The organism is Caulobacter sp. FV1ye6ST, from assembly GCF_058681225.1.
The window spans coordinates 1,836,851-1,859,804 of record NZ_CM178733.1; the positions used below are offsets into that span (position 1 = coordinate 1,836,851).

Annotated in this window: 27 protein-coding genes and 1 riboswitch; of the genes, 15 read left to right on the forward strand and 12 right to left on the reverse strand. The window is 67.8% G+C overall.

Annotated elements, in window-relative coordinates:
* Positions 1-5 precede the first annotated feature (5 nt).
* From ACW175_RS09225 to ACW175_RS09240, 4 genes are all read right to left on the reverse strand, one after another.
* A complete protein-coding gene (locus tag ACW175_RS09225; RefSeq protein ID WP_492104257.1) occupies positions 6-818 on the reverse strand; it encodes a sulfite exporter TauE/SafE family protein in 813 nt (270 codons plus the stop codon).
* Between the two features lie 73 nt (positions 819-891).
* Entirely contained in the window at positions 892-1,608 is a 717-nt protein-coding gene (locus tag ACW175_RS09230) for a sulfite exporter TauE/SafE family protein (RefSeq protein ID WP_492104258.1), read from the reverse strand.
* 10 nt (positions 1,609-1,618) lie between these two features.
* A complete protein-coding gene (locus ACW175_RS09235) occupies positions 1,619-2,041 on the reverse strand; it encodes a DUF190 domain-containing protein (RefSeq protein WP_492104259.1) in 423 nt (140 codons plus the stop codon).
* A gap of 38 nt (positions 2,042-2,079) precedes the next feature.
* Positions 2,080-3,477: a voltage-gated chloride channel family protein gene (locus ACW175_RS09240; RefSeq protein ID WP_492104260.1), complete on the reverse strand. Its 1,398-nt coding sequence runs from the start codon at positions 3,475-3,477 to the stop codon at positions 2,080-2,082.
* Positions 3,478-3,503: 26 nt separating this feature from the next.
* Positions 3,504-3,582: riboswitch (Fluoride riboswitch) on the reverse strand.
* Between the two features lie 581 nt (positions 3,583-4,163).
* Here ACW175_RS09240 and ACW175_RS09245 point away from each other — a divergent pair.
* The 3 genes from ACW175_RS09245 to ACW175_RS09255 all read left to right on the forward strand — a co-directional run bounded on the left by ACW175_RS09245 (position 4,164) and on the right by ACW175_RS09255 (position 8,392).
* Positions 4,164-5,267, forward strand: a complete 1,104-nt coding sequence (locus ACW175_RS09245) for an ArdC family protein (RefSeq protein WP_492104261.1) — start codon at positions 4,164-4,166, stop codon at positions 5,265-5,267.
* A gap of 145 nt (positions 5,268-5,412) precedes the next feature.
* Entirely contained in the window at positions 5,413-7,290 is a 1,878-nt protein-coding gene (locus ACW175_RS09250; protein ID WP_492104262.1) for a ParB/RepB/Spo0J family partition protein, read from the forward strand.
* A gap of 775 nt (positions 7,291-8,065) precedes the next feature.
* A complete protein-coding gene (locus ACW175_RS09255) occupies positions 8,066-8,392 on the forward strand; it encodes a DUF736 domain-containing protein (protein WP_492104263.1) in 327 nt (108 codons plus the stop codon).
* An 89-nt stretch (positions 8,393-8,481) separates the two neighbouring features.
* Here ACW175_RS09255 and ACW175_RS09260 read toward each other — a convergent pair whose 3' ends face one another.
* Positions 8,482-8,772 carry a hypothetical protein gene (locus ACW175_RS09260; protein WP_492104264.1) on the reverse strand — a complete coding sequence of 97 codons (291 nt, stop codon included), beginning with the start codon at positions 8,770-8,772 and terminating at the stop codon, positions 8,482-8,484.
* Here ACW175_RS09260 and ACW175_RS09265 point away from each other — a divergent pair.
* From ACW175_RS09265 to ACW175_RS09285, 5 genes are read left to right on the forward strand one after another with little or no spacing between them, the layout of a single operon-like run.
* Positions 8,687-9,394, forward strand: coding sequence for a type IV secretion system protein (locus tag ACW175_RS09265; protein WP_492104935.1), 708 nt, complete (start codon positions 8,687-8,689; stop codon positions 9,392-9,394). The two genes, ACW175_RS09260 and ACW175_RS09265, sit on opposite strands and share 86 nt — an antisense overlap.
* Complete coding sequence (trbF, locus tag ACW175_RS09270; RefSeq protein WP_492104265.1) at positions 9,394-10,080, forward strand: conjugal transfer protein TrbF; 687 nt, start codon at positions 9,394-9,396, stop codon at positions 10,078-10,080. The genes ACW175_RS09265 and trbF overlap by 1 nt, the downstream gene beginning before the upstream one ends.
* On the forward strand, positions 10,077-10,871 hold the full coding sequence (trbG, locus tag ACW175_RS09275) for a P-type conjugative transfer protein TrbG (protein ID WP_492104266.1): 795 nt from the start codon (positions 10,077-10,079) through the stop codon (positions 10,869-10,871). The genes trbF and trbG overlap by 4 nt, the downstream gene beginning before the upstream one ends.
* Positions 10,868-12,022 carry a TraB/TrbI/VirB10 family type IV secretion system protein gene (locus ACW175_RS09280; protein WP_492104267.1) on the forward strand — a complete coding sequence of 385 codons (1,155 nt, stop codon included), beginning with the start codon at positions 10,868-10,870 and terminating at the stop codon, positions 12,020-12,022. Before trbG ends, ACW175_RS09280 begins: the two co-directional genes overlap by 4 nt.
* A complete protein-coding gene (locus tag ACW175_RS09285) occupies positions 12,019-12,243 on the forward strand; it encodes a DUF2274 domain-containing protein (protein WP_492104268.1) in 225 nt (74 codons plus the stop codon). The genes ACW175_RS09280 and ACW175_RS09285 overlap by 4 nt, the downstream gene beginning before the upstream one ends.
* Positions 12,244-12,247: 4 nt before the next feature.
* Here ACW175_RS09285 and ACW175_RS09290 read toward each other — a convergent pair whose 3' ends face one another.
* Together ACW175_RS09290 and ACW175_RS09295 are read right to left on the reverse strand one after the other, a co-directional pair.
* Positions 12,248-12,658 (reverse strand): helix-turn-helix domain-containing protein, encoded by a 411-nt coding sequence (locus tag ACW175_RS09290; protein WP_492104269.1) that lies wholly within the window; start codon positions 12,656-12,658, stop codon positions 12,248-12,250.
* Between the two features lie 91 nt (positions 12,659-12,749).
* Entirely contained in the window at positions 12,750-13,628 is an 879-nt protein-coding gene (locus tag ACW175_RS09295; protein WP_492104270.1) for a S1/P1 nuclease, read from the reverse strand.
* Positions 13,629-13,763: 135 nt separating this feature from the next.
* On the opposite strand from ACW175_RS09295, the gene ACW175_RS09300 reads away from it, so the two are divergent.
* Positions 13,764-14,102: an MmcQ/YjbR family DNA-binding protein gene (locus ACW175_RS09300; protein ID WP_492104271.1), complete on the forward strand. Its 339-nt coding sequence runs from the start codon at positions 13,764-13,766 to the stop codon at positions 14,100-14,102.
* 21 nt (positions 14,103-14,123) lie between these two features.
* Here ACW175_RS09300 and ACW175_RS09305 read toward each other — a convergent pair whose 3' ends face one another.
* On the reverse strand, positions 14,124-15,020 hold the full coding sequence (locus ACW175_RS09305) for a DUF4238 domain-containing protein (protein ID WP_492104272.1): 897 nt from the start codon (positions 15,018-15,020) through the stop codon (positions 14,124-14,126).
* Positions 15,021-15,457: 437 nt separating this feature from the next.
* Here ACW175_RS09305 and ACW175_RS09310 point away from each other — a divergent pair, with 437 nt between their 5' ends.
* Positions 15,458-17,230 (forward strand): reverse transcriptase family protein, encoded by a 1,773-nt coding sequence (locus tag ACW175_RS09310; protein WP_492104273.1) that lies wholly within the window; start codon positions 15,458-15,460, stop codon positions 17,228-17,230.
* A gap of 49 nt (positions 17,231-17,279) precedes the next feature.
* Here the strand turns inward: ACW175_RS09310 and ACW175_RS09315 are convergent, their stop codons facing one another.
* From ACW175_RS09315 to ACW175_RS09325, 3 genes are read right to left on the reverse strand one after another with little or no spacing between them, the layout of a single operon-like run.
* On the reverse strand, positions 17,280-18,629 hold the full coding sequence (locus ACW175_RS09315; RefSeq protein ID WP_492104274.1) for an FAD-dependent oxidoreductase: 1,350 nt from the start codon (positions 18,627-18,629) through the stop codon (positions 17,280-17,282).
* 12 nt (positions 18,630-18,641) lie between these two features.
* Positions 18,642-19,139, reverse strand: coding sequence for an arsinothricin resistance N-acetyltransferase ArsN1 family A (locus ACW175_RS09320; RefSeq protein WP_492104275.1), 498 nt, complete (start codon positions 19,137-19,139; stop codon positions 18,642-18,644).
* A 58-nt stretch (positions 19,140-19,197) separates the two neighbouring features.
* Positions 19,198-19,701 (reverse strand): MarR family winged helix-turn-helix transcriptional regulator, encoded by a 504-nt coding sequence (locus tag ACW175_RS09325; protein WP_492104276.1) that lies wholly within the window; start codon positions 19,699-19,701, stop codon positions 19,198-19,200.
* Positions 19,702-19,816: 115 nt separating this feature from the next.
* On the opposite strand from ACW175_RS09325, the gene arsH reads away from it, so the two are divergent.
* The 3 genes from arsH to ACW175_RS09340 are packed head-to-tail and all read left to right on the forward strand — an operon-like array spanning position 19,817 to position 21,708.
* Positions 19,817-20,557 carry an arsenical resistance protein ArsH gene (gene arsH / locus ACW175_RS09330; RefSeq protein WP_492104277.1) on the forward strand — a complete coding sequence of 247 codons (741 nt, stop codon included), beginning with the start codon at positions 19,817-19,819 and terminating at the stop codon, positions 20,555-20,557.
* On the forward strand, positions 20,554-21,012 hold the full coding sequence (locus ACW175_RS09335; protein WP_492104278.1) for an MFS transporter: 459 nt from the start codon (positions 20,554-20,556) through the stop codon (positions 21,010-21,012). The genes arsH and ACW175_RS09335 overlap by 4 nt, the downstream gene beginning before the upstream one ends.
* 15 nt (positions 21,013-21,027) lie before the next feature.
* Entirely contained in the window at positions 21,028-21,708 is a 681-nt protein-coding gene (locus tag ACW175_RS09340) for an MFS transporter (protein ID WP_492104279.1), read from the forward strand.
* Positions 21,709-21,733: 25 nt separating this feature from the next.
* Here ACW175_RS09340 and ACW175_RS09345 read toward each other — a convergent pair whose 3' ends face one another.
* Positions 21,734-21,949: a hypothetical protein gene (locus tag ACW175_RS09345; protein ID WP_492104280.1), complete on the reverse strand. Its 216-nt coding sequence runs from the start codon at positions 21,947-21,949 to the stop codon at positions 21,734-21,736.
* Positions 21,950-22,040: 91 nt separating this feature from the next.
* On the opposite strand from ACW175_RS09345, the gene ACW175_RS09350 reads away from it, so the two are divergent.
* Entirely contained in the window at positions 22,041-22,412 is a 372-nt protein-coding gene (locus ACW175_RS09350) for an ArsR/SmtB family transcription factor (RefSeq protein ID WP_492104281.1), read from the forward strand.
* A complete protein-coding gene (locus tag ACW175_RS09355) occupies positions 22,409-22,945 on the forward strand; it encodes an arsenate reductase ArsC (protein WP_492104282.1) in 537 nt (178 codons plus the stop codon). The genes ACW175_RS09350 and ACW175_RS09355 overlap by 4 nt, the downstream gene beginning before the upstream one ends.
* Positions 22,946-22,954 lie beyond the last annotated feature (9 nt).

Below are 22,954 nucleotides of genomic sequence, written 5' to 3' on the forward strand. Positions count from 1 at the left end.
TGGCGCTATTTGTGACGCCAGACCTTCCAGGAGGAGATGAGAAGGATCGCCGCCAACATCGGCAGCAGGAACGCCGTCGGCACGACTCCGAGCAACCGGCCGCCAATGAAGGTTCCGACAATCGAGCCCGCGGCCATGGTGAGCACGAACCCGGTGTGACGTCTCAGGACGGAGAAGCTCCGATCGCGGCTATATCGCGCGAACCCCATCAGCATGGTCGGAAGACTGACGGCCAGCGACAAGCTGCCCGCGAGCTTGAGGGGGACGCCGAAGAGCAGGACCAAGGTGGGGATCAGCAGCTCGCCGCCGGCGACGCCCATCAGGGCGGCCACGATGCCGATGCCGAGGCCCGCGACGACACCGGCCGCGATCTGCGCGGGCCCAGTGAGCAAGGGCCGCGCATCGCCGTGGCCATGGCCGATCAACAGTACGATGGCGATCACCACCAGGAGGGCGGCGATCACCTTGTAGAGCGTCGCCGACTTGACCCGGGTGGCCCAGCCCGCGCCCAGCCAGGCGCCCAGAAGGCTGCCCGCCAGGAGGTTGAGAAGGATGGGCCAGCTGGCGATGACCGCGCTGAGCGGGACGCTTTGAGCGCGGAACGGCAGGGCGCTAGCCACGACGATCAGGCTCATCGCCTTGTTGAGGATTACCGCCTCGAGCGCGGCGAACTGGAAAACGCCGATCAGGACCGGAAGCCGAAACTCGGCGCCACCAAGGCCAATCAGGCCTCCCAGGGTGCCGATCAATCCCCCGGCGCCGAACGATAACGCCTTGGATCGCGGCTGGTCGGCCGCCTCGCTCAAACCTTCGGTCATCCTTGCCCCCGGGGCCGATCGGCCATCTCATGGCCTGCCCGTGCGGCGTTGTCGCGTCAAGCGCGCGCCAGGCTTAGGGGCGCCAGATCATCTGCAGCGCCACCAGGATGAGGAGCGCGCTGACGGCGCGCTCGAAGACGATCTTGGGTAGTCGGTCGATGACCAGCTTGGCGGTCCAGGTTCCTGCGAACATCGCCGCGCCCATGGCCAGCGCTAGCGGCCAGAATGTCGGGCCTAAGTGCAGTTGCCGCTGATAGACCACCATCTTGGTCAGGTGCATGCCAATGGCCGTGACGGCCTCGGTCGCGACATACGCGGCGGGTGCGAGGTTCATCGACAGGACGATCGCCGCGCCGAGTGGCCCGGCGCTACCGACCAATCCCGACAGGAATCCGACCAGGGCGCCGCCGATCGTCAGAGTCGGAAAGCCGCTCCTGAAACTCAAGATGCCGGTCAATCTCGCCAGGACGAAGAGTAGGATCGCGACGCCTAGCAGGCGGATGATCAGATGCGTAGGCGCTCCAGCGAAACAGAAAGCGCCGACCGCGGCGGCTGGCACGGCGGTCAGCAAGAAGACGCCGGCCAGCTTCCAATCGACGACCTGCCATCCCAAGCCGACCCGCGACAAGTTCCCGACCAACTGCGCCATGGTGAGCATCGGCACGGCCTGTTCGACGCCGACGACATGGGTCAGGAGCGGCAGGAGCAGGAGCGCCCCGCCAAAGCCCGCCGCCCCTGAGATCAACGCCGCGAAGAACGCGCCAGCCAGAAGCGTCACGGTCATCAGCATGGAGGCGCCCCTAGCCAGCGTGCTTGGCGGCGGTTGGGGCGATTTCGCTGGTCTCGACCCCGTCATCGGCGAGCCGCCATTGTTCCAGGTGCTTGTAGACGATCACCTTGTCGCGCAGCAGGTCGCCGTGCGTGCGGCAGAAAGCTTCCAATTGGTCGCGAGGGCCGATCAGCTCGACACACATCGTTAGGTCGGGATTGCCGATCTCGACGCCCTCGTCCTGCAGGCGACCATGGTTGCTGTAGCCATAATGCGTGTGATGGGCGACGGCGTTCATGACGCCCGCGACCTTGGCCTGTTCCACAAGTTGGCGATAGAGCGGCTTGGCGTTGAAGAAGGTCTTCAACTTGGGCTCGCGGGCGTTGTCGCGCGGCTTCATGTAGATGCGGATCATGCCGACCTCATGGGTCGTTACGGCGTGCTTGAAGGTCATGAACGGGCCTTGGGAGCTGGAATTGTGGGGAACTTTGCTCAGCCGAGCGGTGGGGGCGACCCGTCAACGGACCTTGCGGCGCGCAATTGGCGGGCTTGGCGCAGAGCGATGTCGGGTGGGAACTCGTCGCGGTCGGTCTTGGCCACGCCAAGGCGTTGCGACAGGTAGATGCCCGAATGTCCGCTACAGAGGTAGGCCGTGAAGCAGGCCACGGCGATGTAGGCGGTGTGCTCGCCGCCGAAGAGCTCTACCCCCATGATCGTGCAGGCTAGGGGAGTATTGGCCGCGCCCGCGAAGACCGCCACGAAGCCCAGTGCGGCAAAGAGATCGGTCGGCGCGCCCAGCAGCCAGGACAGGGCGTTGCCGAGGGCCGCGCCGATGAAGAACAGCGGCGTGACCTCTCCGCCTTTGAACCCCGCGCTCAGGGTGATGACCGTGAAGCCGATCTTCAGCAGCCAGCTCCAGTGATCGATGCGGTCAGGGCTGAAGAAGCCAAGGATGGTGGCGTCGGCCGGATTGGGCGACCAGACGCCCAGGCCGAGATATTGGCGGGTGCCCATCGCGAAGACCAGGGCGATGATGACCACGCCGCCGATCAGCGGGCGCAGCGGCGCATAGGGGACCAGGCGCTTGAACTGGGCGCTCAGGCGATGCTGCGCCTCGGAAAACAACAGGCCGACCAGACCGAAGGCGACGCCTGCCAGGGCGACCTTGGCCAGCAACATCGGATCGAGACGGAAGGCGCCAGGGGCGGCGTGATAGTGGATGGCGTAGGCGGTGTGCTCGATTCCCCAGGCGTGACAGGTCCAGTCGCCGATCAGGGCGGCGACCAGGCAAGGGATCAGGGCCTCATAGCGCACCTGTCCGATGGTTAGCACTTCCAGAGCAAAGACAGATCCAGCGACCGGGGTCCCGAACACAGCGCCGAACCCGGCGGCGATGCCGGCCATCAACAACACGCGGGTCTGATCCGCATCGAGCCGGAACAGCCTGCCAAACGCGCTGGCAAGACTGCCGCCCAGTTGAACGGCCGTCCCTTCGCGGCCCGCCGATCCGCCAAACAGATGGGTGATCACGGTCGAGACCAGAATCAGCGGCGCCATCCGCAGAGGCACGCCGCCGCCCGGCTCGTGAATCTGTTCGACGATCAGGTTGTTGCCGCCTTCGGCCGGTTTGCCCACCCAATGATAGACCAGTCCGACCGCCAGGCCGGCGACGGGCAGGCCAAACAGCAGCGCCGGATGGGCGAACCGTGTGCGGGTGGCCTCGTCGAGCGCCCACAGAAAGAGGGCGCATAGCGAGCCGATGGCCGCCGCCGTCGGCGTCAGGATCAGCGCCCATTTGAGGCTTGTCGACAGATGCGCGAGCCGCGCCCGCACGAACAAGCGCAGACCGGAAACATTGATGCGGGCCAACAGGGGCGATAGCTCAGACACGATTCCTCTTTCTCGCGGCATGCCGCGTCAAAGTAGGAATCATCGGCTCCTTCCCGAGGAGCGGTTCGGCATGACGCCAGGCGGAAATCCATCGCCAAGTTCGGCTTCTAGGGGGGCGGGGGTGGCGGTGTCAACCCGCGCCCCAGAGTGTCATCAACCAGGGTCGCTCGGTTCGCCGCCCACGACGCGCCAAGGTGAAGACCCGATTGGTCCCCTTGGTCATCCAGGTCCGTCATCTCAGCGCGGAAATCAGTGTTCCCACGAGCCGCCCACGGGGCCTAGCTCGTGGGAGCGCTTATGCTCGCGTTGAGGCGAGTCGACCAAGGCGCCTCGCGGCTAACCGCGTTCGCGCTCTATGGCTGCGGCCGCCGAGCCCGGAAGGTGGGTCTCGTCCCATGCGGGTCACGATCACTGGCGCAGGGGCGGGCCGTTGGCCCGCATAAGGCCATCGCGCTGCGCGCGATGACTCTCTTGAAAATCCTTTCTCCAAAAAGGGGGGTGGGCGACGCGCCCTTCTAGGCCCGCCACGGACGGCGGCAACCGGCCTTCGGCCGGTCCTCCACTGACGTTGCGGCCCTTCGGGTGCCGCCGCCCGCTGCGGCGGGCCTCTCCGGTCGCTCATCGCCGCCCACCCCCCTTTCCGGCGAAAGGACGCGGGGTTTTGGGGCGGGGATGGAGGCCACCTCATGCGCTCTTCCCGGAAAGGCCGTCAGGGAACGGTCAAGCTTGCGTCAAGGACGTCCGCCGCCGCCTCGGCGGCCCGGCCGGGGGACGTCGCCCCGGCCTCCGCTTCGGACGGGGAGCCCGCTGGTGACGCGGTCCCAGAGGGCCGCGAAGCCGAGCCCGAGCGCTCGCGCGCCAGCCTCTATGACGAGGTCACCGGCCGGATCATCGGCGAGCTGGAGGCGGGGCGCCTGCCTTGGGTCAAGCCGTGGGGGAAGGTGGGGAACAAGGTCGGCGGGACCGGGCCGGGCCTGCCGCGCAACGCCGCCACCGGGCGCAGCTATTCGGGGGTCAACATCCTGCTGCTGTGGGGCGCGGTCATCGAGCATGGCTACGAGACCCAAGGCTGGCTGACCTACCGCCAAGCCCAGAAGGCGGGCGGGCAGGTTCGCGGGGGCGAGCGCGGGACCACCGTCGTCTTCGCCGACAAGTTCACGCCCAAGGCCGAGCAGGAACGCGCCGCGCGCGAGGGCGAGGCGCCCGGCGCGGTGCCGTTCCTCAAGCGCTTCACCGTCTTCAACGTCGATCAATGCGAAGGCCTGGAGACCTTGGCGGCGGCGCCCGCGCCCTTGCCCGAGCGTCAGATCGTCCCGCACGTCGAGGCCTTGATCGCCGCGACCCACGCCGATTTCCGGATCGGCGGCAACGAGGCCTATTACGCCCCGGCCCTGGACTATGTCCGCGTGCCGCCGCAACCGGCCTTCCGCCAGCAGATCGATTACTACCGCACCGCCCTGCATGAGCTGTCGCACTGGACGGGCCATCCCACGCGCCTGAACCGTGACCAGTCGGGGCGCTTCGGCTCCAAGCCCTACGGCTTCGAAGAACTGGTCGCCGAGCTGTCGGCCGCCTTCGCCTGCGCCGCCTTGGGCGTCGTCCCCACCGTGCGTCATGCCGATTACCTGGGCGCTTGGCTGGCGATCCTGAAGGAGGACAACCGCGCGATTTTCCGCGCCGCCTCCAGGGCCAGCAAGGCGGCCGACTACCTGCTGGCCTTCGCCCCCGACCGAGCGGGCGAAGGCATGGACCCGCTGGCATCCGCCCCCGCCAAGGACAGCCCGTCCTGATCCGCTTTCCGCCCTTCCGCGCGCCGGGGCGTCAAAGCCCCGCGACGGACGACCGCGCCAATCCCGGCGCACCACCGGTCCCGCCCTTCGCCTTGGACAGCATGACGGGCGGGACCGGCTTCCCCCTGAAAACAGGAGCCACCCCATGAGACTCTCCCACGCCGACCCGCGCAAGCTGGTCATCTCACCGCTCAACATGCACTTCGACGAACCCGCGCCCGACGTCTCCGACATCATCGGATCGGTGCGCCAGCACGGCGTTCTGGAAACCCTCCTGGTGCGCGAGACCTTCCAGGACGGCGTCCTGGTCCCCGAGCATTTCGAGGTGGTGGCCGGGCGTCGGCGATGCTTCGCCGCCCAGGCCGTGGCGGGCGAGGGGATCGACATCGATCCCGTCCCCATCGGCATCCTCGAACCGGGCGATGACGCCGCCGCCCTGGAAATCTCGCTGATCGAGAACATGGCCCGCCTGCCGCCCAATGAGGTGGCTTGCTGGGAGACCTTCGTGAAGTTGATCCGCGCAGGCCGCACGCCCGAATATCTGGCCGCCACCTACGGCAAGACCGAAGCCGTCATTCACCGCGTGCTGGCCTTGGGCAATCTCCTGCCGCGCATCCGCAAGCTCTACCGCAAGGAGGCCATCGACGTGGCCACGGTCCGTCAACTGACCCTGGCCAGCAAGAGCCAGCAGAAGGACTGGCTCAAGCTCTACGACGATCCGGGGCAGCGCGAGCCACGCGGCGCCAGTCTCAAGGCCTGGCTGTTTGGCGGCGAAGCGATCCCGACCAGCTTGGCGATCTTCGCCTTGGAAGACTATCCCGGCGCGATCATCGCCGACCTCTTCGGCGAGGAGGCTTATTTCACCGACGCGGCGCTGTTCTGGACCCATCAGAACCAAGCCGTGGCGGCCAAGGTCGAGGCCTTGCGCGGCGAGGGTTGGAGCGACGTCGAGGTGATGGAGGTCGGGCAGACCTTCTATGGCTACCAGCACGTGGCCGTCCCGAAGGCCGAGGGCGGAAAGGTGTTCATCGCCGTCAGCCGCCGGGGCGAGGTGACCGTGCATGAAGGCTGGCTGACCACCAAGGACGCCCGTCGCGCCGAGGCCGCCGCCCGCGCCGCCGCGCAGGGCGGCGACGGCGCGGGCGGCTTGGGCGCCGGTGGGGACGGGGGCGGCAAGGCCGAGCGCTCGGAGGTCACCGCCAACCAGCAGGCCTATATCGACCTGCACCGGCGGGCCGCCGTTCGCGCGGTGCTCACCGACCACCTGGACGTGGCCTTGCGGCTGCTCGTCGCCCACGCCGTGGCCGGGTCGCGCTACTGGCGCGTGGAGACCGATCCGCTGGGCGCCGGATCGCAGATGGCCGCCGACAGCCTCAAGACCAGCCCCGGCGAAACCCTGTTCGCGGCCAAGCAGTCCCAGGCCCTTCGGCTCCTGGGTCTGGTGGCCGCTGGCGATGTGGTCGGGCGCGGCCACGCGGGTGGCGCGGCGGCGGTGTTCGCCCGGCTGCTGTCGCTCACCGACGCCGAGGTCATGGCCGTCGCGGCGGTGGTCATCGGCGAGACCCTGGCGGCTGGGAGCGCCGAGGTCGAGGCGGCCGGGACCTATCTTCAGGTCGACATGGGGGACTTCTGGCGGCCCGACGAGGCCTTCTTCGACGGCATCAAGGACCGCGAGACCGTCAACGCCATGCTCAAGGAGGTGGGCGGCAAGAAGGTCGCCGACGGCAATGTCAGCGAGAAGGTCCGCACCCAGAAGGGCATCTTGCGCGACTTCCTGGCCGGGACCAACGATCGGCCCAAGGTCGAGCGCTGGACGCCTCGCTGGCTGACCTTCCCGGCCCAGGCCTATACCCGTAGGCCTTTCGCCACGGCCCAGCGGTCCAAGGCCGTCGCGCCGCTGCTGCGCCGGGTGCGCCCGCCGCAGAGTGGAGCGGAGGCACCGGAGACCGTCCAACCCGACGCGGGCGAGGGCCAGACCCCCGCGCGGGTTCAGGCGGGCGCGGAGGCCTTCGCCGCCGAGTGACCCGGCGTCCTGTGGCGTCTGCCTTCAGGCCCCCGCGCTCGCGCGGGGGCTTTTCCTTTGGCTCTCCGACAGGGGCTGGCGCGGACGTGCGCGGCGTGACCTGGGGCTTGGTCTTGCCCTTTCGCTGGCGGCCAAAGCCCCCGCGCCTTGCGGCGTGGGGGCGCGTGGACCTTAGCCCTCGGGGTTCCAGATCAGGGCGAAGACATCGTCGTCGTCCAGGCCGGCGCGCGGGCCAGATGGCCCCTGATGGCGCGCGGGCCAAGGTCGGATGGGCTAGGGGCGGGCCGATATATTCTCGCCCCGAGATCTGGCCGACGTTCACCTGCCGACCCCAAGCTCCACACCGCTCGAATAGACGCGGTCGCCGGGATGAAAGGCTTGGGGCTTGCCCTGCGCCGACGCGATCTCGACGTCAACGCGCAAGCGGACGGCGCTCAGCCGCACCTTGAAAACCCCGGTTCGATGCCGCTCGCGACATTGCCCAACGAAGGCATGGCGGCGTCCTCGTCCGTCATCCGCCCGCGTGTCGATCCCCGGACTATGGCTTGAACCCTATAGGCGTGCGCTCCGCCCACAAACCCTCGCGTCCGGCTTTTTTCCCCGCCGCCTTCGAAGAAGGACGGCTCCTCGCGGCGCTGCGCTTCAAAAAAGACCGTTCGCTCGGGTCCTTCGCTGGCGCTGCGGCCCTGCGGGTTGGGGGCGGCGCGGCCCGCCCATCACGGGGCGCCTGTCGCCGGGGATCGGCCCCGACGGATCACAGACAAGGAACACCACCATGGCTTCTCTGGGCAACGTCACCCGCAGCACCGAAACCGGCGCCTTCAAGGGCGAGCTGCGCACCACCCGCTTCCGCGCCGACATCGAGATCGTGCCGGCGCACGACAAGCCCTCGGCCTCCCATCCCGACTACCGCGTCTATTCGAACGGCGTGGACCTGGGGGCCGGCTGGCTCAACGTCGGTCAGATCTCGGGTCGCGAATATATCGGCCTGACCCTGGCCCATCCCGACCTCGGCCCGCGCGCCATCAAGGTCACGCTGGGCCGCGCCGCCGGCCAGGACGATGACGATGTCTTCGCCCTGATCTGGAACCCCGAGGACTAAGGTCCGCGCGCCCCCGCGCCGAAAGGCGCGGGGGCTTTGGCGCGCTCAGGAAAGGGCCAGACCAAGCCCAGGGTCACGGGCGCGTCGGATCAGGCCGCCTGGTCGGCGGCGCCGGCGCCAGGCTCGGCCGGCTCGACGGATGTCTCGTCGGCCTCCTGGAACAGGGCGTAGCGGATCGGCGGATAGGCCGCGCCGGGCTCGATCTCGCCGGGGACCTGCTGCGATCCCGCCCTATGCACCAGCAACTCATTCAAGCTGGCCACCCTGGCCGGGTTCGTCCTCGTCCCGTTTGGCCTGTTCGGACGCACCGCCTTCCTGGCCGAACGCGTCCTGGGGGCGGTCATCGCCTCGGGCGTCAAGGTCATGGTCTTGGCGGTCATCGTCGGGATCGGCTCAAGCCTTTTCTCGGAATTCAACAGCACCGCTGCGGGCCAACCGACCCTTGAAGAGGTCCTGGCCATGGCCTTGGCGGCTCTGACGCTCCTGGGCCTGTCGATCTTCGGGCCGGGCATCGCCTCGGGCCTGGTGTCAGGCGCGCCGCAGCTGGGCGCCGGCGCGGCCGTCGGCACCGGCCTCACCGTGGCGGGCATGGCCATGGTCGGGGCCGGCGCGGCGCAGATGGCGGTGCGCGGTGGGGCCGGTCTCGCCACGGCGGCTTCCGCCGCCGGCGGCGCCGGCGGTCCGCGTTCTGGACCGGGCGCGCCAGCCCCTAGCAGCCCAGGCGGTGGCCCCGGCCCGGGGCAGGGTCCGGGTGGCGGATCGGCGCAGCCGGCCGGCAGCGCGCCGCCCGCTGGATCCAACACTTCGAGCGGCGGTGGGTCCGGCACAGGCTCCGCGCCGGCCAACCTGGGCCAGGCCCCCGCCGCCGAGGCGCCGGCCTGGGCGCGCGATCTCAAGCAACACCAGGCCTTGGCCCATGGCGCGAGCCTGGCCGCCCACGGCCTGGCCAGCGGCGACGACCACAGCGGCGGCGCCAGTCCTTCTCTCTCGGAGCAAAGCTGATGAACCCCTTCAAGGGTCCCTCGCGCCTGGGCGCGACACCCGTTCCTGAGACCCCCTACCAGCGCGCCGGCCAAGCCTGGGACGAACGCATCGGCTCGGCCAGGGTCCAGGCGGCCAATTGGCGGCTGATCGCCCTGGGTCTGCTGGCCAGCAACATCGTCCAGTCCGGCGGCATGATCTGGCAGACCGCGCGCGGCACGGTCACCCCATGGGTCGTCGAGGTCGATCGTCTCGGCCAGACCCTGGCGGTCGGTCCCGCGGTTCGCGGCTATCGTCCGCCCGACCCGGTGATCGCCTGGACCCTGTCGCGCTTCGTCGAGAACACGCGCGCCGTACCGGCCGACCCGGTGGTGCTGGGCCAAAACTGGCGGCGCGCCTACGACTTCGCCGATGCGGCGGGAGCCGCCGCCCTTTCGGACTACGCGCGCGGGGCCGATCCCTTCGCTCTGGTCGGCAAGGCGCAGGTCTCGGTGGATGTCACCAACGTGGTGCGCGCTTCGCCCGACAGCTTTCGCCTAGCCTGGGTGGAGCGCCGCTATGTCGACGGCCAGTTGGCTTCGACCCAGCGTTGGAGCGCCATCCTGACCCTGGTCATCGCCGCGCCCACCTCGCCCGAGGCCTTCGTCAAAAACCCGTTCGGGATCTTCGTGCGCGCGATTTCCTGGTCTCGGGAGTACGGAGCATGACCCGGGCGATCGTTGCGATCGCATTGGCCGGGTTTGTGACCCCCGCGGCTGGCTTGGCGTCTCCGCCCCGCAAGGCTGCCGAGCGGCCGGTGGAGGCGGTGGGGGCCACCGAATATCTCTTCGCCGAGCGCGGCGTATTCGAACTTCTCGCCGCGCCGGGCTGGATCACTGACATCGTGTTGGAGCCAGGGGAGACTCTGGTCGAGACCAATCCGATCGCCGCCGGCGACACCGTCCGTTGGATCATCGGCGACAATGCGAGCGGGGAGGGCGCGAGCCGCCGGGTCCACGTCCTGGTCAAGCCGGCGACGGCGGGTCTATCGACCAACCTGATCATCAACACCAACCGGCGCAGCTATCACCTGCGGATGCGCGCCTCGCCGCGCGCCTATCTCTCGCAGGTGGCTTGGCGCTATCCGCCGGCGGCGAACGCGGCTTTGACGATCCCCGTCAGGCCAGCTGCCCTTGCGCCTGTTCCGCCTGCGCCAACGCACATCAACCTCGGCTATCGGATCAAGGGAGCGGCGCGCTGGCGGCCAGAGCGCGCCTATGACGACGGCGCGCGGACCTTTGTAGAGTTTGGCCGCGCCATCGCGCTGTCGGACCTGCCGCCACTCTATGTCCTCGGCGTCGACGGCAAGACCTCGGAACTGGTCAACTATCGCGTCGATGGCCGCCGGCTGGTGGTTGATCGCCTGTTCGACCGGGCCGAGCTGCGTTTTGGCCTCAGGCGGTGGGAGCGGCGCGTCCGGATCGAGCGAACGACGCCGCCACAGGAGGTCGGCCAATGACCCAGCCCGTCGATCAAGAACAACAGGCCATCGCCAGAACCCTCCGTCTGAGAGGACCCGCCAAGCCGGTGGCCCGCGTCTCGCGAAAGGCGCTGATCGTGACGGGCGGCGTTCTGGCGATCGGCGTGGCCGCCGCCCTGGCCTGGTCGCTACGCGAACGGGAGCGGTCCGTCGCTCAGCCGGTGTTCCAACCCGCCGCCTCGCCGCCGGAGGCGATCACTGGATTGCCGCGCGACTACTTGCGGCGCGGCGAGGCTCCGGTGCTCGGGCCGCCGCTGCCTGGTGATCTTGGTCGGCCGATGCTCAGCGCCCAGCGCGCTCGCGGGCTAGAGCCTCCGGCCTTGTCATCAGACCCCGCGATGTCTCAGCCGCCGCCAATCCCGAGGCCGGCGGACAGGGCGATGTCGCCGGACAAGGCCGTCCAGGCCCGGGAGGCGGCGCGGGCGGCGGGTCTGTTCGCCACGGCCGCCGCGCGGCGCGGCGAACCGCCATTGCCCGCCGCGCCCCTGGACGCCGCGGGGGCCAGTGTCGCCGACGAGCGCGCGACCAGTCCCGAGCGCCTGCAGGCGCCGGCTTCGCCCTACCTGCTTCAGGCCGGATCGATCATCCCCGCCGCCCTGGTGACGGGTTTGCGGTCGGACGCGGCGGGCCTGGCGATCGCCCAGGTCAGCCAGGATGTCTTCGACAGCCTGGGCGGCCATCACCTTCTGATCCCGGCCGGCTCCCGGCTGATCGGCCAATACGAAACCGCGACCCATGTCGGCCAGAGCCGCCTGTCGGTCGGGTGGACCCGACTGATCCTGCCATCGGGCCGCTCGATCATGCTCGACAAGTTGCCGGGCGCCGACGCCCAGGGCATGGCCGGGCTGGAGGACGGCGTCGATCGGCATGGCAAGGCGGTGCTCGCCGCCGCCGCGCTCAGCACGGTCCTGGCCCTTGGCGCGGAGGCCGGGCAGTCCAGCGGTGGCGATGATCTGGAACGGGCGATCCGCCGCGGGGCCAGCCAGTCGATCAGCGATGTCGGACAACAGGCGGTCGGGCGGACCCTTGCCTTGACGCCGACCCTGACCATTCGACCCGGCGCGCCGCTGCGGGTGCTGCTGTCGCGTGATCTGGTCCTTGAACCCTATGACGAGGAGGCGCGTCCATGAACAAGCTCAAGCTTGGTCCGATCGAGGACGAAACGCCGGTGAAGGTCACAGTCGATCTCCCAGCGGCCGTGCATCGCGATCTCGTCGACTATGGCAAGCAGCTCGCGGCGGAGACGGGCTCGAAGGTCGCCGAACCGGGCAAGCTGATCGTGCCGATGGTGGCGCGATTCATGGAGAGCGACCGGGGTTTCACGCGCGGACGCAAGGCCAAAAAGGCCTGAACGTTCAAGTGTCTTGCGCAAACTCCTCGTCGGCCGCGAGGGTGCGAACCAGGGCGAGGATCTGATTGCGCTGGCCAGGACGAACCCCTGGAAAGGCAAACGCCAGCTCCAAGCCCTCGCGAGTGGCTAGGAATGCGTCCACGGCCGCTTGCCGTCGATTGATGACGGTGTTGTCAGCAGCTGGCTCTTCAAGGCCTTCGAAGAACCAGCTGATCGGGACCTGCATATGCAGCGCCAGGGCATGGAGTTTGGAGGCGCTGATCCGATTGGTCCCACGCTCGTACTTCTGCAACTGCTGGAAGGTCAGCCCCAGGGCCTCGGCCACCTGCGTTTGGCTGGCGCCCACCAGCTTTCGGCGCAGGCGGATACGTTGGCCGACATGGAGGTCGACAGGATGAGGGGAAGAGTTGGTCAAGGCGGAGCGCTCCAGGAGGGTTGACCGATCTGAGACGAACCGGCGGGCCGGACGGGACGCTTGAGCGCGGACTATTTTTTTTTGCGCTCGCCTAGTCGGCGCTGGAAGGATCCAGGGCGCGGTTCAACTCGAGCGCCAGACGCACGCCCGCCTTCTTCAACTGTAGCGCCACAGCGGCCTGCGCGGCGGCGTCATAGCCGACGGGCAGGGCGATGGGCGCGGTGTCGCTGGCGCAGCCAGGCTTAGAGCCGATCGTGTAGACGGCGGACTTTGCCACTGCATAGCTTTCCCACGCCCAGGCCTTGGTGTCGCCCTTGCGCCAAGCCGTTAGATCGGCGGGCGTGATCTCGGCGGAGAGCTTGGTCGCCAGCTTGATGGGATCGGGTTCGATCGCCTCGACCGCGACCGTATCCCAATAGCTATGCAGGTTGACCGTGCGCGGGCCTCCCAGGGCCAGCGGCACGCAGTTGCCGCCCCGGTCCTGATTGTCGGCCGCGTGCAGCGGCTGGTGCAGGTCGCCGACGAAATGAAGCACGAACTTGAAGGCCAGCAGGCGTTCGGCCGGGTCGGTCTTGGGATCGGCCAGCGCCTTCTCGAAAGCGTCGAGGCGACCGACGACGCAATCCTTCTCCGGTCCGGCGCTGGCCGGCGTGGCGCTGGCCGGAAAGCCGAAGCAGGCCTCCGTCAGATCCGGATGATCCAGCTCGATATCGACGAAGTGCCATTCCGTCGTCTCCCGGTGATCCTTTCGCCAAGCGTCGGCCCAGGAAGCCCGCGCCCCGAGATCGGGTGGGGTCAGGGTGTCTGTATCGGCCGCGAGTAAGGCGTCCACCGCGGCGGCGGCCTTGGGCGTCAGGTAGCCGCGGGCGATGTCGGCGACCACGGCGTGGCCGGTGCGCCCCCAGGCCAGAGCAGAGCCCGGCAGGGTGGCGAGCGTCAGCAGGGTGGCGGCCAGGATCTTCGAACGCATGACGATTCCTCGAAACAGAGCTTGGCCTGATGCGCGTCCGGGCGGTTCGCTGCAAGAGGCCTCGCCGCGTTTCGTGGGCCGACGACTCATGGTTTCGTTCCGGCGGTCGATCCGAGGGCGGAGGAGCACGTGAGTATGACGCCGGACGCTTTCGTCGCCGTCGCCAGCGGTCTGGCCATGGTCAAGGCCAAGACCGTGCTGGGCGCCGTGCGCCTGGCCGTGAGCGGGAAAACCTTCGCCACGGTGGGTTGGCCCGAGGCCGGTTGGGCGGTCGTGAGGCTGACGCCGGACGACCAAAGGGGGTTGATGACGCTCACCAGCGCCCTGGCGCCGGAGCCGGGCCAGCGCGGACGCAAGGGCGTCACCCTGGTTCGCCTGGCGAAGATCGACGAGCCGGCGGCAAGCCGGCTGCTGCTGGCCGCCTGGCGCTTTGCCCAGGGGCAGGCAGGCGAGGTCACCGCCCGCGCGAGCTAAGCGCGTTGCGTATCCGGGCGGCTAATCCTGGCGACGAAAGACGATCTTGCGGTCGGTTTTGGCCTGCAAGGCGTAGGGACCCCAGACCATGTCCTCAACGAGATCGTCGGCCCCAGTGATCAGGTGTCGGATTGGCTCGAACTTGGCAAATTGACCCAAGCGCTGGCGGTTGAATCCCCGCGCCGTGATGTGGTCGAGGCGTTGGCTCGCGACGGCGCCCCCAAAGTCGCCCATGGTCAGGGAGACCATGAGATGCGGCGTTAGAGGCAGAACGTCCATATAGGGCGTCATCCCGGGCGCGGGCATCGACAGTCGAGGATCTTCGGGGATCCGCACGGCCATGACCGGCGCGGTCGAGGTGCGCAGGGCGGTCGTTGAATGGAAGATCCCAATCAGGCAACTGGCGAAGGCGCGCGGGTCCCACTCGGTGTCGAGGGTCAACCGGTTCTGATGAGCCTTCGCGCCGCCCGGAGACGCGGCGATCTCGGCGTACATGCGCCGCTCGTGCTCATCGAACGGGATGGAACTGTCGGGCGAGGCCGCCATGGCGCCGAGCTCCAAACTCGTGGCCAGGGCATGGGGCGTGCGCATCTTGAGGTGGCGCACCAGGGCGTAGAGCACAGCACGATCGGATCGATCGAGCGCCGCGGGCTCCTCGCGGATCTTACGCCAAGTCTGGCTGGTCGAAATCGGGGTTTCGATCCGCTGGTTGATCAGGGTCTCCACTGACACCGGCGCGCCGTCGACCATGTGGACGTAGAAGTCCCGCTCATAGCCGATCGTCTCGATGGACCGCTGCGTCCACACCGCCGTCTGGCCGCTCTTGCCGACGGTGTGGATTTTCAGCCCCTCCGGGTCGGCGGCGAAATTCCGCAAATAGAACTGCGGGGCATAGTGATGGTCTCTCGGCTCGGCCATGCCTATGCGCTCCCTAGCTTGGACTGCGGCGGCGATGGCCGCCTACCGTTCCGTGTCCAGATCCCAGTAGCGTCCGCCAGCGTCGGTTTCGGTCGCAAGCCGGCTGATTGGCCTGCCTAACGTCGATCGAGGAGCGTCACCAGGCTAAGCCCGAGCGCGCCAGCAAACCCGATGATAGCCAAAATCCCCGCCCAGCCTGTCGGCGTCAGCAAGCGAGCATTGGGGCGGCGGCGAGGCGACATGAGGTGAACCTTAAGCAAGTCGAGCGATGCGCGCTATTGGCCGTTGCGCGCGGCGCTTGTGAAGCGGGCGCCTTGCCACTAGCTTCGCTGTTCGGGGGACGGAAATGGCGACAAGGTTTAAGGCGCGAGTCGCGCCTGCTGATCTCAGTACCACTTGCTCCGTGTGCTCGTCCGTCCCCCAGCTGGCCCGCTGACGTGGTCCCGCGCTACGATCTCACACGCCTGAAAACCAGAGAGCACTTCATCGGGTTTCTCGGCTCCACCGAGGCGCTCTTGGCGTTCTCGTTAGACTTTAAGCCGCCGCCCGATCCCGCGCCCGAGCCGGAACCGGACGAGAACGGCAAAATCATCAAGGCCGATATTCCGGCCTTCTTCCGCCACAAGATCCCTAAGAAGAACAAGGCGAGGGGGTTTCGCGTCGCATGGGAACCGTCGCTTCTAAAATCCGAGTACAAGAAGTTCGCGCGGCTCCTTGGAAAGTTCTTCGAGTACAAACTCGTCGGGTTTCCTCACCCTGCGGCGCACGGTTACATCGGCGGCCGCAGCATCAAAGGCAACGCCCGGGTCCATTGCGGGCACAAGCACCTGCTGGCGACCGACATCGCCGAGTTCTTCCCGTCCATCGATCGCGACAGGCTTCAGGCCTTCTTTTTGGACTGCGGCTTCAGCGACGAGATGGCCGATCTGCTGGCGCGGTTCGTCACGATCGACGGTCGGCTGCCGCTCGGGTTGCCGACGAGCCCGGTATTGTCGAACGCGATCTTCCTGCCCGTAGACCTTGAACTTCAGGCGCTGGCCGTGTCGCTTGGGGCGACCTATTCCCGCTATTCCGACGATATGAGCTTCTCCAGCGACGGCCCTTTGCCAGAGGTGGAAGACATAGGCGCGATCCTCGCGCGCCACGGGTTCGCCCTGGCTGCGGCGAAGACACGCCGCTCCGTTCGGGGCCAGGCACACTACGTCACGGGGCTTAGCATCAGCGACCCCGCCGCGCCCCATGCGCCCCGGCACATGAAGCGTCGACTACGCCAGGAACTCTACTATGCCCAGAAACATGGGCTGAACGACCACTTGCTTCGATTGGGCGTCAATGACGCCGATGTCGCCCAGCAGCAGCTCAACCGCCTCGACGGCACCGTCAAATACGTCTCGTTCCACGAGCCGGGTCTGGCCTCGCGGATCAAACCCCAATGGCTGGAGATCCTTCAGGCGGAGGGCGAAAGGCCCAGCTATCCGCCGAGGAGCCAGAACAGCGCTGCGCATTGCATCTGTATCGACGAGGCCGAGTACGCTTCGCGCGACGGACCGGTTCTGGCGCTGGGGTTATCGGTCAGCCAGCATCAGGGGGAGGTTATGACGGCCGCCAACGATGTGCTTCAGGACGCGCTCTCCGATCTATGGGCCGCGGGCGACCCTACCAAGCTCGAAAAGAAGGGCCTCCATTTCGCGGACGCGACGATGGATCTGCGTCTGCGCTACGCCGATCGGCTTAAGGCGATGCCGTTCGAAGGCTACGTCGTCATGGGGCGGCTGCAGCGGTACGAGGATTACGAGGCGACCTATCTTAAGCTTCTCGGCGCGGTCATCCGGCGTCGGCTGATGGCGGCCGAGAGTCGATCGGCGCTGTTCCTGATCGAGAAGAACAACAAGATCGCCGAAGACAAGGTTCGGGGTCTGATCCAGGACACCTTGAATTCGCTCAAAGCGGAGAACAACCGGCGTCCCATCGCCGCGCCCGTGCAGTTCGTCGCCAAGCCGAACTTGTCGATCAGCGTGCCCGATTTCCTGTTGGGAATTCTCGGCCTCTATCTGCAGACTCCGGATGCGCCTTCAGGTCGTCCCGAGCCCTGGAACCATGTCCTGTTCGAGCGCATCCGCGACAAATGCCGGCTGATCCTCGATATCGACACGAGAACGGAATACTCGCGCCGCCGGCCGATTTCGCCGTGGGCCGCAAGCCCTGAGTAGCTGGCCCCGAACTGGCTTCGTCAACTGGAGCCGGCGTTGGTCGAGCCACTCAGCGACAGCAGCTCGATACCTTGGGACCGCAGTCTCCCTGCGTTGACGCCGTCGCGCCGCCGGACGGGGAACAGGTGGCTTTGAGGCTTGAGGGGCCATCACCTCTCGGAGCGGTGTTGCAGACGCCGGTCTCGGGCAGCACCAGTTCGACGCGCCGGGCGGCCTCGTGGTCGCCATCGATCGCGGCGGCGACGGAGCGGACCTGCTCGTATCCGGTCAACATCAGGAAGGTCGGCGCGCGACCGTAGCTCTTCATGCCGACGATGTAGAAGCCAGGCTCCGGATGCCGCAGTTCGACCGCGCCATGGGGGCGGACCGTGCCGCAGCTGTGCAGATTGGGATCGATCAGCGGGCCGAGCGCCAGGGGGCTCTGGGTCCCGGCGTCCAGCGACAGTCTCAGTTCGTCGAGCATATGCAGGTCGGGGCGAAAGCCGGTCGCGCCGATGATTTCATCGACCGGGGGCAGCGCGGCGTCGCCGTGCCACGCCGTCAGCCCGTCCGGGGTCTGCGTCAGCCGGTCCAGCTGAAAACCGGTGTGCAGGACGATGCGTCCGGCGGCGACGAGCTGGGCCACCTTCAGGCCCAGAGCGCCGCGTTCCTTCAGCTGGTCGTTCTCGCCCCCGCCGGCGACGCTGGCCAGCGACGCCTTGCGGATGGCCCAGTGAATGGGCGTCGAGGCGGTGTCCGCCTGGAGTTGGGCCAAATCGACCAAGGCGTTGAACGCCGAGTGGCCGCCACCGATGACCAGCACCCGCTTGCCGGCGTAGCGATCGCGGTGCGCGGCCAGCATGTCCGGGATGCCGTACCAAATCTGGTCCATGGCGGCGCGTTCGCCGATCGCCGGGACGCCGGCCGCCCCGATGGGATTGGGCGTCTCGAAGGTGCCGGACGCGTCGATGACCGCCCGGGCCAGCAGGTCGTGCTCCTGGCCGTGCTGCTCGTAGCGCACAACGAAGGGCGTCTCTTCGCGCCCGTCGTCCTTCATGCGATCGCGCCGCTCCCGGCTGATGGTTCGCACCCGGGCGCCGAGCCGCAGGACGCTGGCGATGGCCGGCGCCTTCGCCAGTGGCTCCAGGTACGCCTCGATCAGCTCGGCTCCGGTCGGAAAATGCTCGTCGTCTGGAGCCTGCCAGCCGTTGGTTTGCAGCAGGGCTTTGGCCATCGCGTCAATGTTGTATTTCCAGGGCGAGAACACCCGCACATGGGACCAGCGCCGCACATTGGCGGCGACGTCGTCGCCGGCCTCCAGCACGAGCGGCTCGATACCGCGGGCAAGCAGGTGGGCGGCCGCGGCCAGGCCGACAGGGCCGGCCCCGATGATCACGACGGGAAGCGATGACAGGGTCATGGCGGTTTCCTTTCAGTCGAAGTTTTCAGGGATCAGGCGCTCGACGATCACGACGTCGAGCCAGCGGCCTTCAAGCTGGCCGTGCTTTTCGTAGAACCCGACTTCCCGGAAGCCGTTGGCGGCGGAGAGCTTGCGGCTGGCCTGGTTGAACGTGAAAATGCGCGACAGCATCTTCCAGTAGCCGCGCGACGCCGCCTCGCGGGCGAGACCCTCCAGGAGCGGGCCGCCGTGGCCTTTTCCGCGGGCGCTGCGGTCGATGTAGATCGAGAACTCGGCGATCCCGGCGTAGCAGGCCCGAGGACGGTAGCTGCTCAGCGACGCCCAGCCGACCACCTGGCCTTCGGCGTCCGTGCTGACGACGGTGGGATAGGCCGATTGGTCGACAAGCTTGGCTTCGATCTCCGGGACCTCACGAGGTTCGGTCTCGAAGGTCGCGCACCGTTCCGCGATGCCTTGGTTGTAGATCGCGGTGATGGCGGCGGCGTCTTTGGCTTCAGCGAGGCGGATCATGCGTGGTCCTATGTGGTTGTTAGTAGCAACTAAATGCCCAAGAAAAAGCGGCGGCAGGTCACTCTAGCGCCGGCGCGCAGACTCCGACGCTGACCCCGGAGACGAACCGGGCGGAGGCCGCGGTGGCCAGGCGGCGGACCACCTCCGTCACGCCCTGGCGGATGGAAGGATCAAGGTCGCGCAGCAATTCGGCCTGCTGCGCCACCAGGCCCTCGTTGATCTTGCCGTAGAGCGCGCGGCCGGTGGCCGTGATGGTCAGCGCCAGGGCGCGCGCATCCTCGGCGTCGGCGCGTCGCTCGACATAGCCCTTGCGCACCAACGCATCGACGACCCGCGTCGTCGTGCTTTTGTCCAGCATGAGCCGGTCGGCGAGCTGTTGGCTGCGCAACGGGCCCGTCTCCGCCAGCATCTCCAGCGCGTAGCACTGGGTCACCGAGACGTCGTAGCAGCAGATCCGATCGCGATCGCGAAACTGATAGACCCGCACCAGGTCGCCGACCGCGGCGTTGAGGGCGGCGGCGTCGGCGAGCAGCATGTCGGGGGCGGAGGAGGCGGGTTTCACTCTTGTCACTCGTTGCTAGTAGCAACTATATTCTCGATCGAACGAGGGTCAAGCGCGGGATTTTCGAAGCCGTCTCCGCGTCCGCGCCCCCTCAGAGCAAATCCCTGGAGCCCGCGTGTCCGATTTTCCCGCCTTGAACCCCGAGTTCGCCGATCGTCCGACGCTCGAGAAACTGGAGCCGCCGAAGGTCTCGACCCATCCGCCGCGCATCCTGCTGCTCTATGGCTCGCTGCGGGAACGTTCCTTCAGCCGGCTGCTGATCCTGGAGGCGCAGCGCATCCTGGAGTTGATGGGCGCGGAAACCCGCGTCTTCGATCCAGCCGGCCTGCCGCTGCCCGACGCCACCACGCCCGACCACCCCAAGGTCCAGGAACTGCGGGACTTGTCGCTGTGGTCGGAAGGCCAGGTCTGGTGCAGCCCCGAGCGTCACGGCGCGATCAGCGGCATCATGAAGGCGCAGATCGACTGGATCCCCTTGGAGATCGGCAGCGTCCGCCCGACCCAAGGCCGGACCCTGGCGGTGATGCAGGTCAGCGGCGGCTCGCAGTCGTTCAACGCCGTCAACACCCTGCGCCTGCTGGGGCGCTGGATGCGGATGATCACCATTCCCAACCAGTCGTCGGTCGCCATGGCCTACAAGGAGTTCGATGATCACGACCGGATGAAGCCGTCGGCCTATTACGACCGTGTGGTCGACGTCATGGAGGAGCTGTTCAAGTTCACCCTGCTGACCCGCGACCGCGCCGACTACCTCGTCGACCGCTATAGCGAGCGCAAGGCGTCCGGCCGCATCCCCGAGCACGTCGCCCTGGGCGAGGCGGCCATGTCCCACGAGCGCCCCGCCCAACCGGCATGACCAGCCTGCTCGCCTGGGGACCTCGCCGCGCGGGCCTGACCCTCGGCGTCACCCAGACGATCGCCTATGCCGCCAGCAGCTACCTGCCGGCCGTCCTGGCCACGCGGATGGCCGTCGACCTGAAGGTCGCGCCAGCCTTCGTGTTCGGGGCCTATTCGGCCGCGCTCCTGCTGCTGGCCGTCCTTGGTCAGCCCCTGGGGCGGTGGGTCGACCGGGTCGGCGGTCGGGGTCTGCTGGTGGCCTCGAGCCTGGTCTTCGCCGCGGGGCTGGTCGGCCTGGCCGTTTCCCGCACGCCGCTGCAGTTCTGCGCGGCCTGGATGGTCATGGGCCTGGGCATGGCCACGGGCCTCTACGACATCGCCTTCGCCGCCCTGGTCGACTGGTTCGGGACGGAGGGGAGGCGGCCGATCACCGGCGTGACCCTGATCGCGGGCTTCGCCAGCACCATCGGCTAGCCCCTGACCACCTGGGTGGCTGATCACCACGGCTGGCGCGGCGCCTGCCTCTTCTGGGCCGGCGCGCACCTGCTGGTCGCCTTGCCGCTGCACCTGAGCCTTCCGCGCGGCGGCGCCCGGCGCCTTCCTGCGTCAGCGCCCGCGAAGATGGAGGGTGCGGCGGGCCAGACCCGCGTGATGATCCTCCTGGCGACGGCCTTCGCGGCTATGGCGGCGGTCGGATCGGCGATCTCCGCCCACCTGCCGCCGCTGCTGGTCGCCGTAGGCGCGACGCCGGTCGCGGCGCTGGCGGCCGCCGCCCTGGTCGGCCCCGCCCAGGTCGCCGCCCGTCTTGGTGAATTCGTGATCGTCCGCCGGATCCATCCGCTCGACTCCGCCCGCCTGGCTCTGGCGCTCTTTCCGCTCGGGGCGGCGCTGCTGAGCGGCGGGGCGGCCTTCATCGCGCCATTCGCCATCCTCTATGGCTGCGGCAATGGCCTGATCACCATCGCCCGGGGCAGCGTGCCCCTGGCCTTGTTTGGTCCAGACGGCTACGGCGCGCGCCTGGGTCTGATCTCCATTCCAGGACGGATCGCTCAGGCCGCCGCGCCCTTCGTTTTCGCCCTGCTGATGCAGGTGTCTCTGTCCTTGGCCGTCGCGGTCTGCGCAAGTCTGTGCATCGTGGGGCTGGGATGCCTGGCGATGATCCGGCGTTGACGGGGCCTCGCCTTGCGCCGCCGGGTCAGGCGTCGTCGCCCTGGTCGAGCGCCGAGGCGATCCTGGCCACCAGGATCATACCGATCCCGATGACGATCGCGGGACCGCAGATGAAGGTGACGATTGCGTCGGCATATTTCTGCAGACGGCCGGTCTCTTCGACAAGCATAACGACCATCGTCGCGATGTAGGCCAGGGCAAAGCCCAGGCCGACGAAAACGCTGTGCCGATGCTGTGTCATCGGACCCTCCGCTACAAGAAAAGCAGCGTGCCCGTTGCACTTAGGCTCGCCTTGTCTTAGTTCTGTCGCATATTTCCAGTAAGGTAGAAATATGGAATCGAAAGCCGCCGCTTCCGCGCTCAGCGCTCTGGCCCACGAGGGCCGGCTGGGCATTTTCCGAATGCTGGTTCGCAAGGGCGCCGAAGGCATGGCCGCCGGCGAGATCGCGCGGGCCGCCGGCATCTTGCCCAATACCTTGTCGGCCAGCCTCAACATCCTGAGCCACGCGGACCTGATCGTCTCGCGGCGTGAAGGGCGCTCGATCATCTACACCGCCAACTACGGCGTGATGACCGGGCTGCTCGGCTTCCTGATGGAGGACTGCTGCGGCGGCAATTCGGAAATCTGCGGTCCTTTGAACGAGATCCTCGCCAAGGCCGCCGACTGCGACGGAACCTGCCTTACCGAACTGGAGACGGCATGAGCGACACCCAAAGCACCGTGAAGAACGTCCTTTTCCTCTGCACCCACAATTCGGCGCGTTCGGTCCTGGCGGAGTCGATCATGAACCGGGTCGGGGCAGGGCGCTTCAAGGCCTATTCGGCTGGATCCATGCCCAGCGGGGTGCTCGATCCGCGCGCCATCAGCCTGTTGCAGCACCTCAACTACAAGACCGACCACCTGCGCTCCAAGGCCTGGGACGAGTTCTCCAAGGCCACCAATCCCGACGCGCCAGACCTCGATTTCGTCTTCACCGTCTGCGATAACGCCGCCGGCGAGGTCTGCCCGATCTGGCCCGGTCAGCCGATGAGCGCCCACTGGGGCATTCCTAATCCGGGCTCGACCGAGGGCACCGAAGCTGAGGTCGCCCTGGCCTTCGCCGAGGCCTACCGCCAGCTCAACAGCCGCATCACCCTGTTCTGCGCGCTTCCGATGGCTTCGATCGACCGCCTCTCGCTGCAAAGACGCCTCGACGAGATCGGCAGATCCAAAGCTCCCGACGAGTCCGCCGCCTAGGCGGTCCCT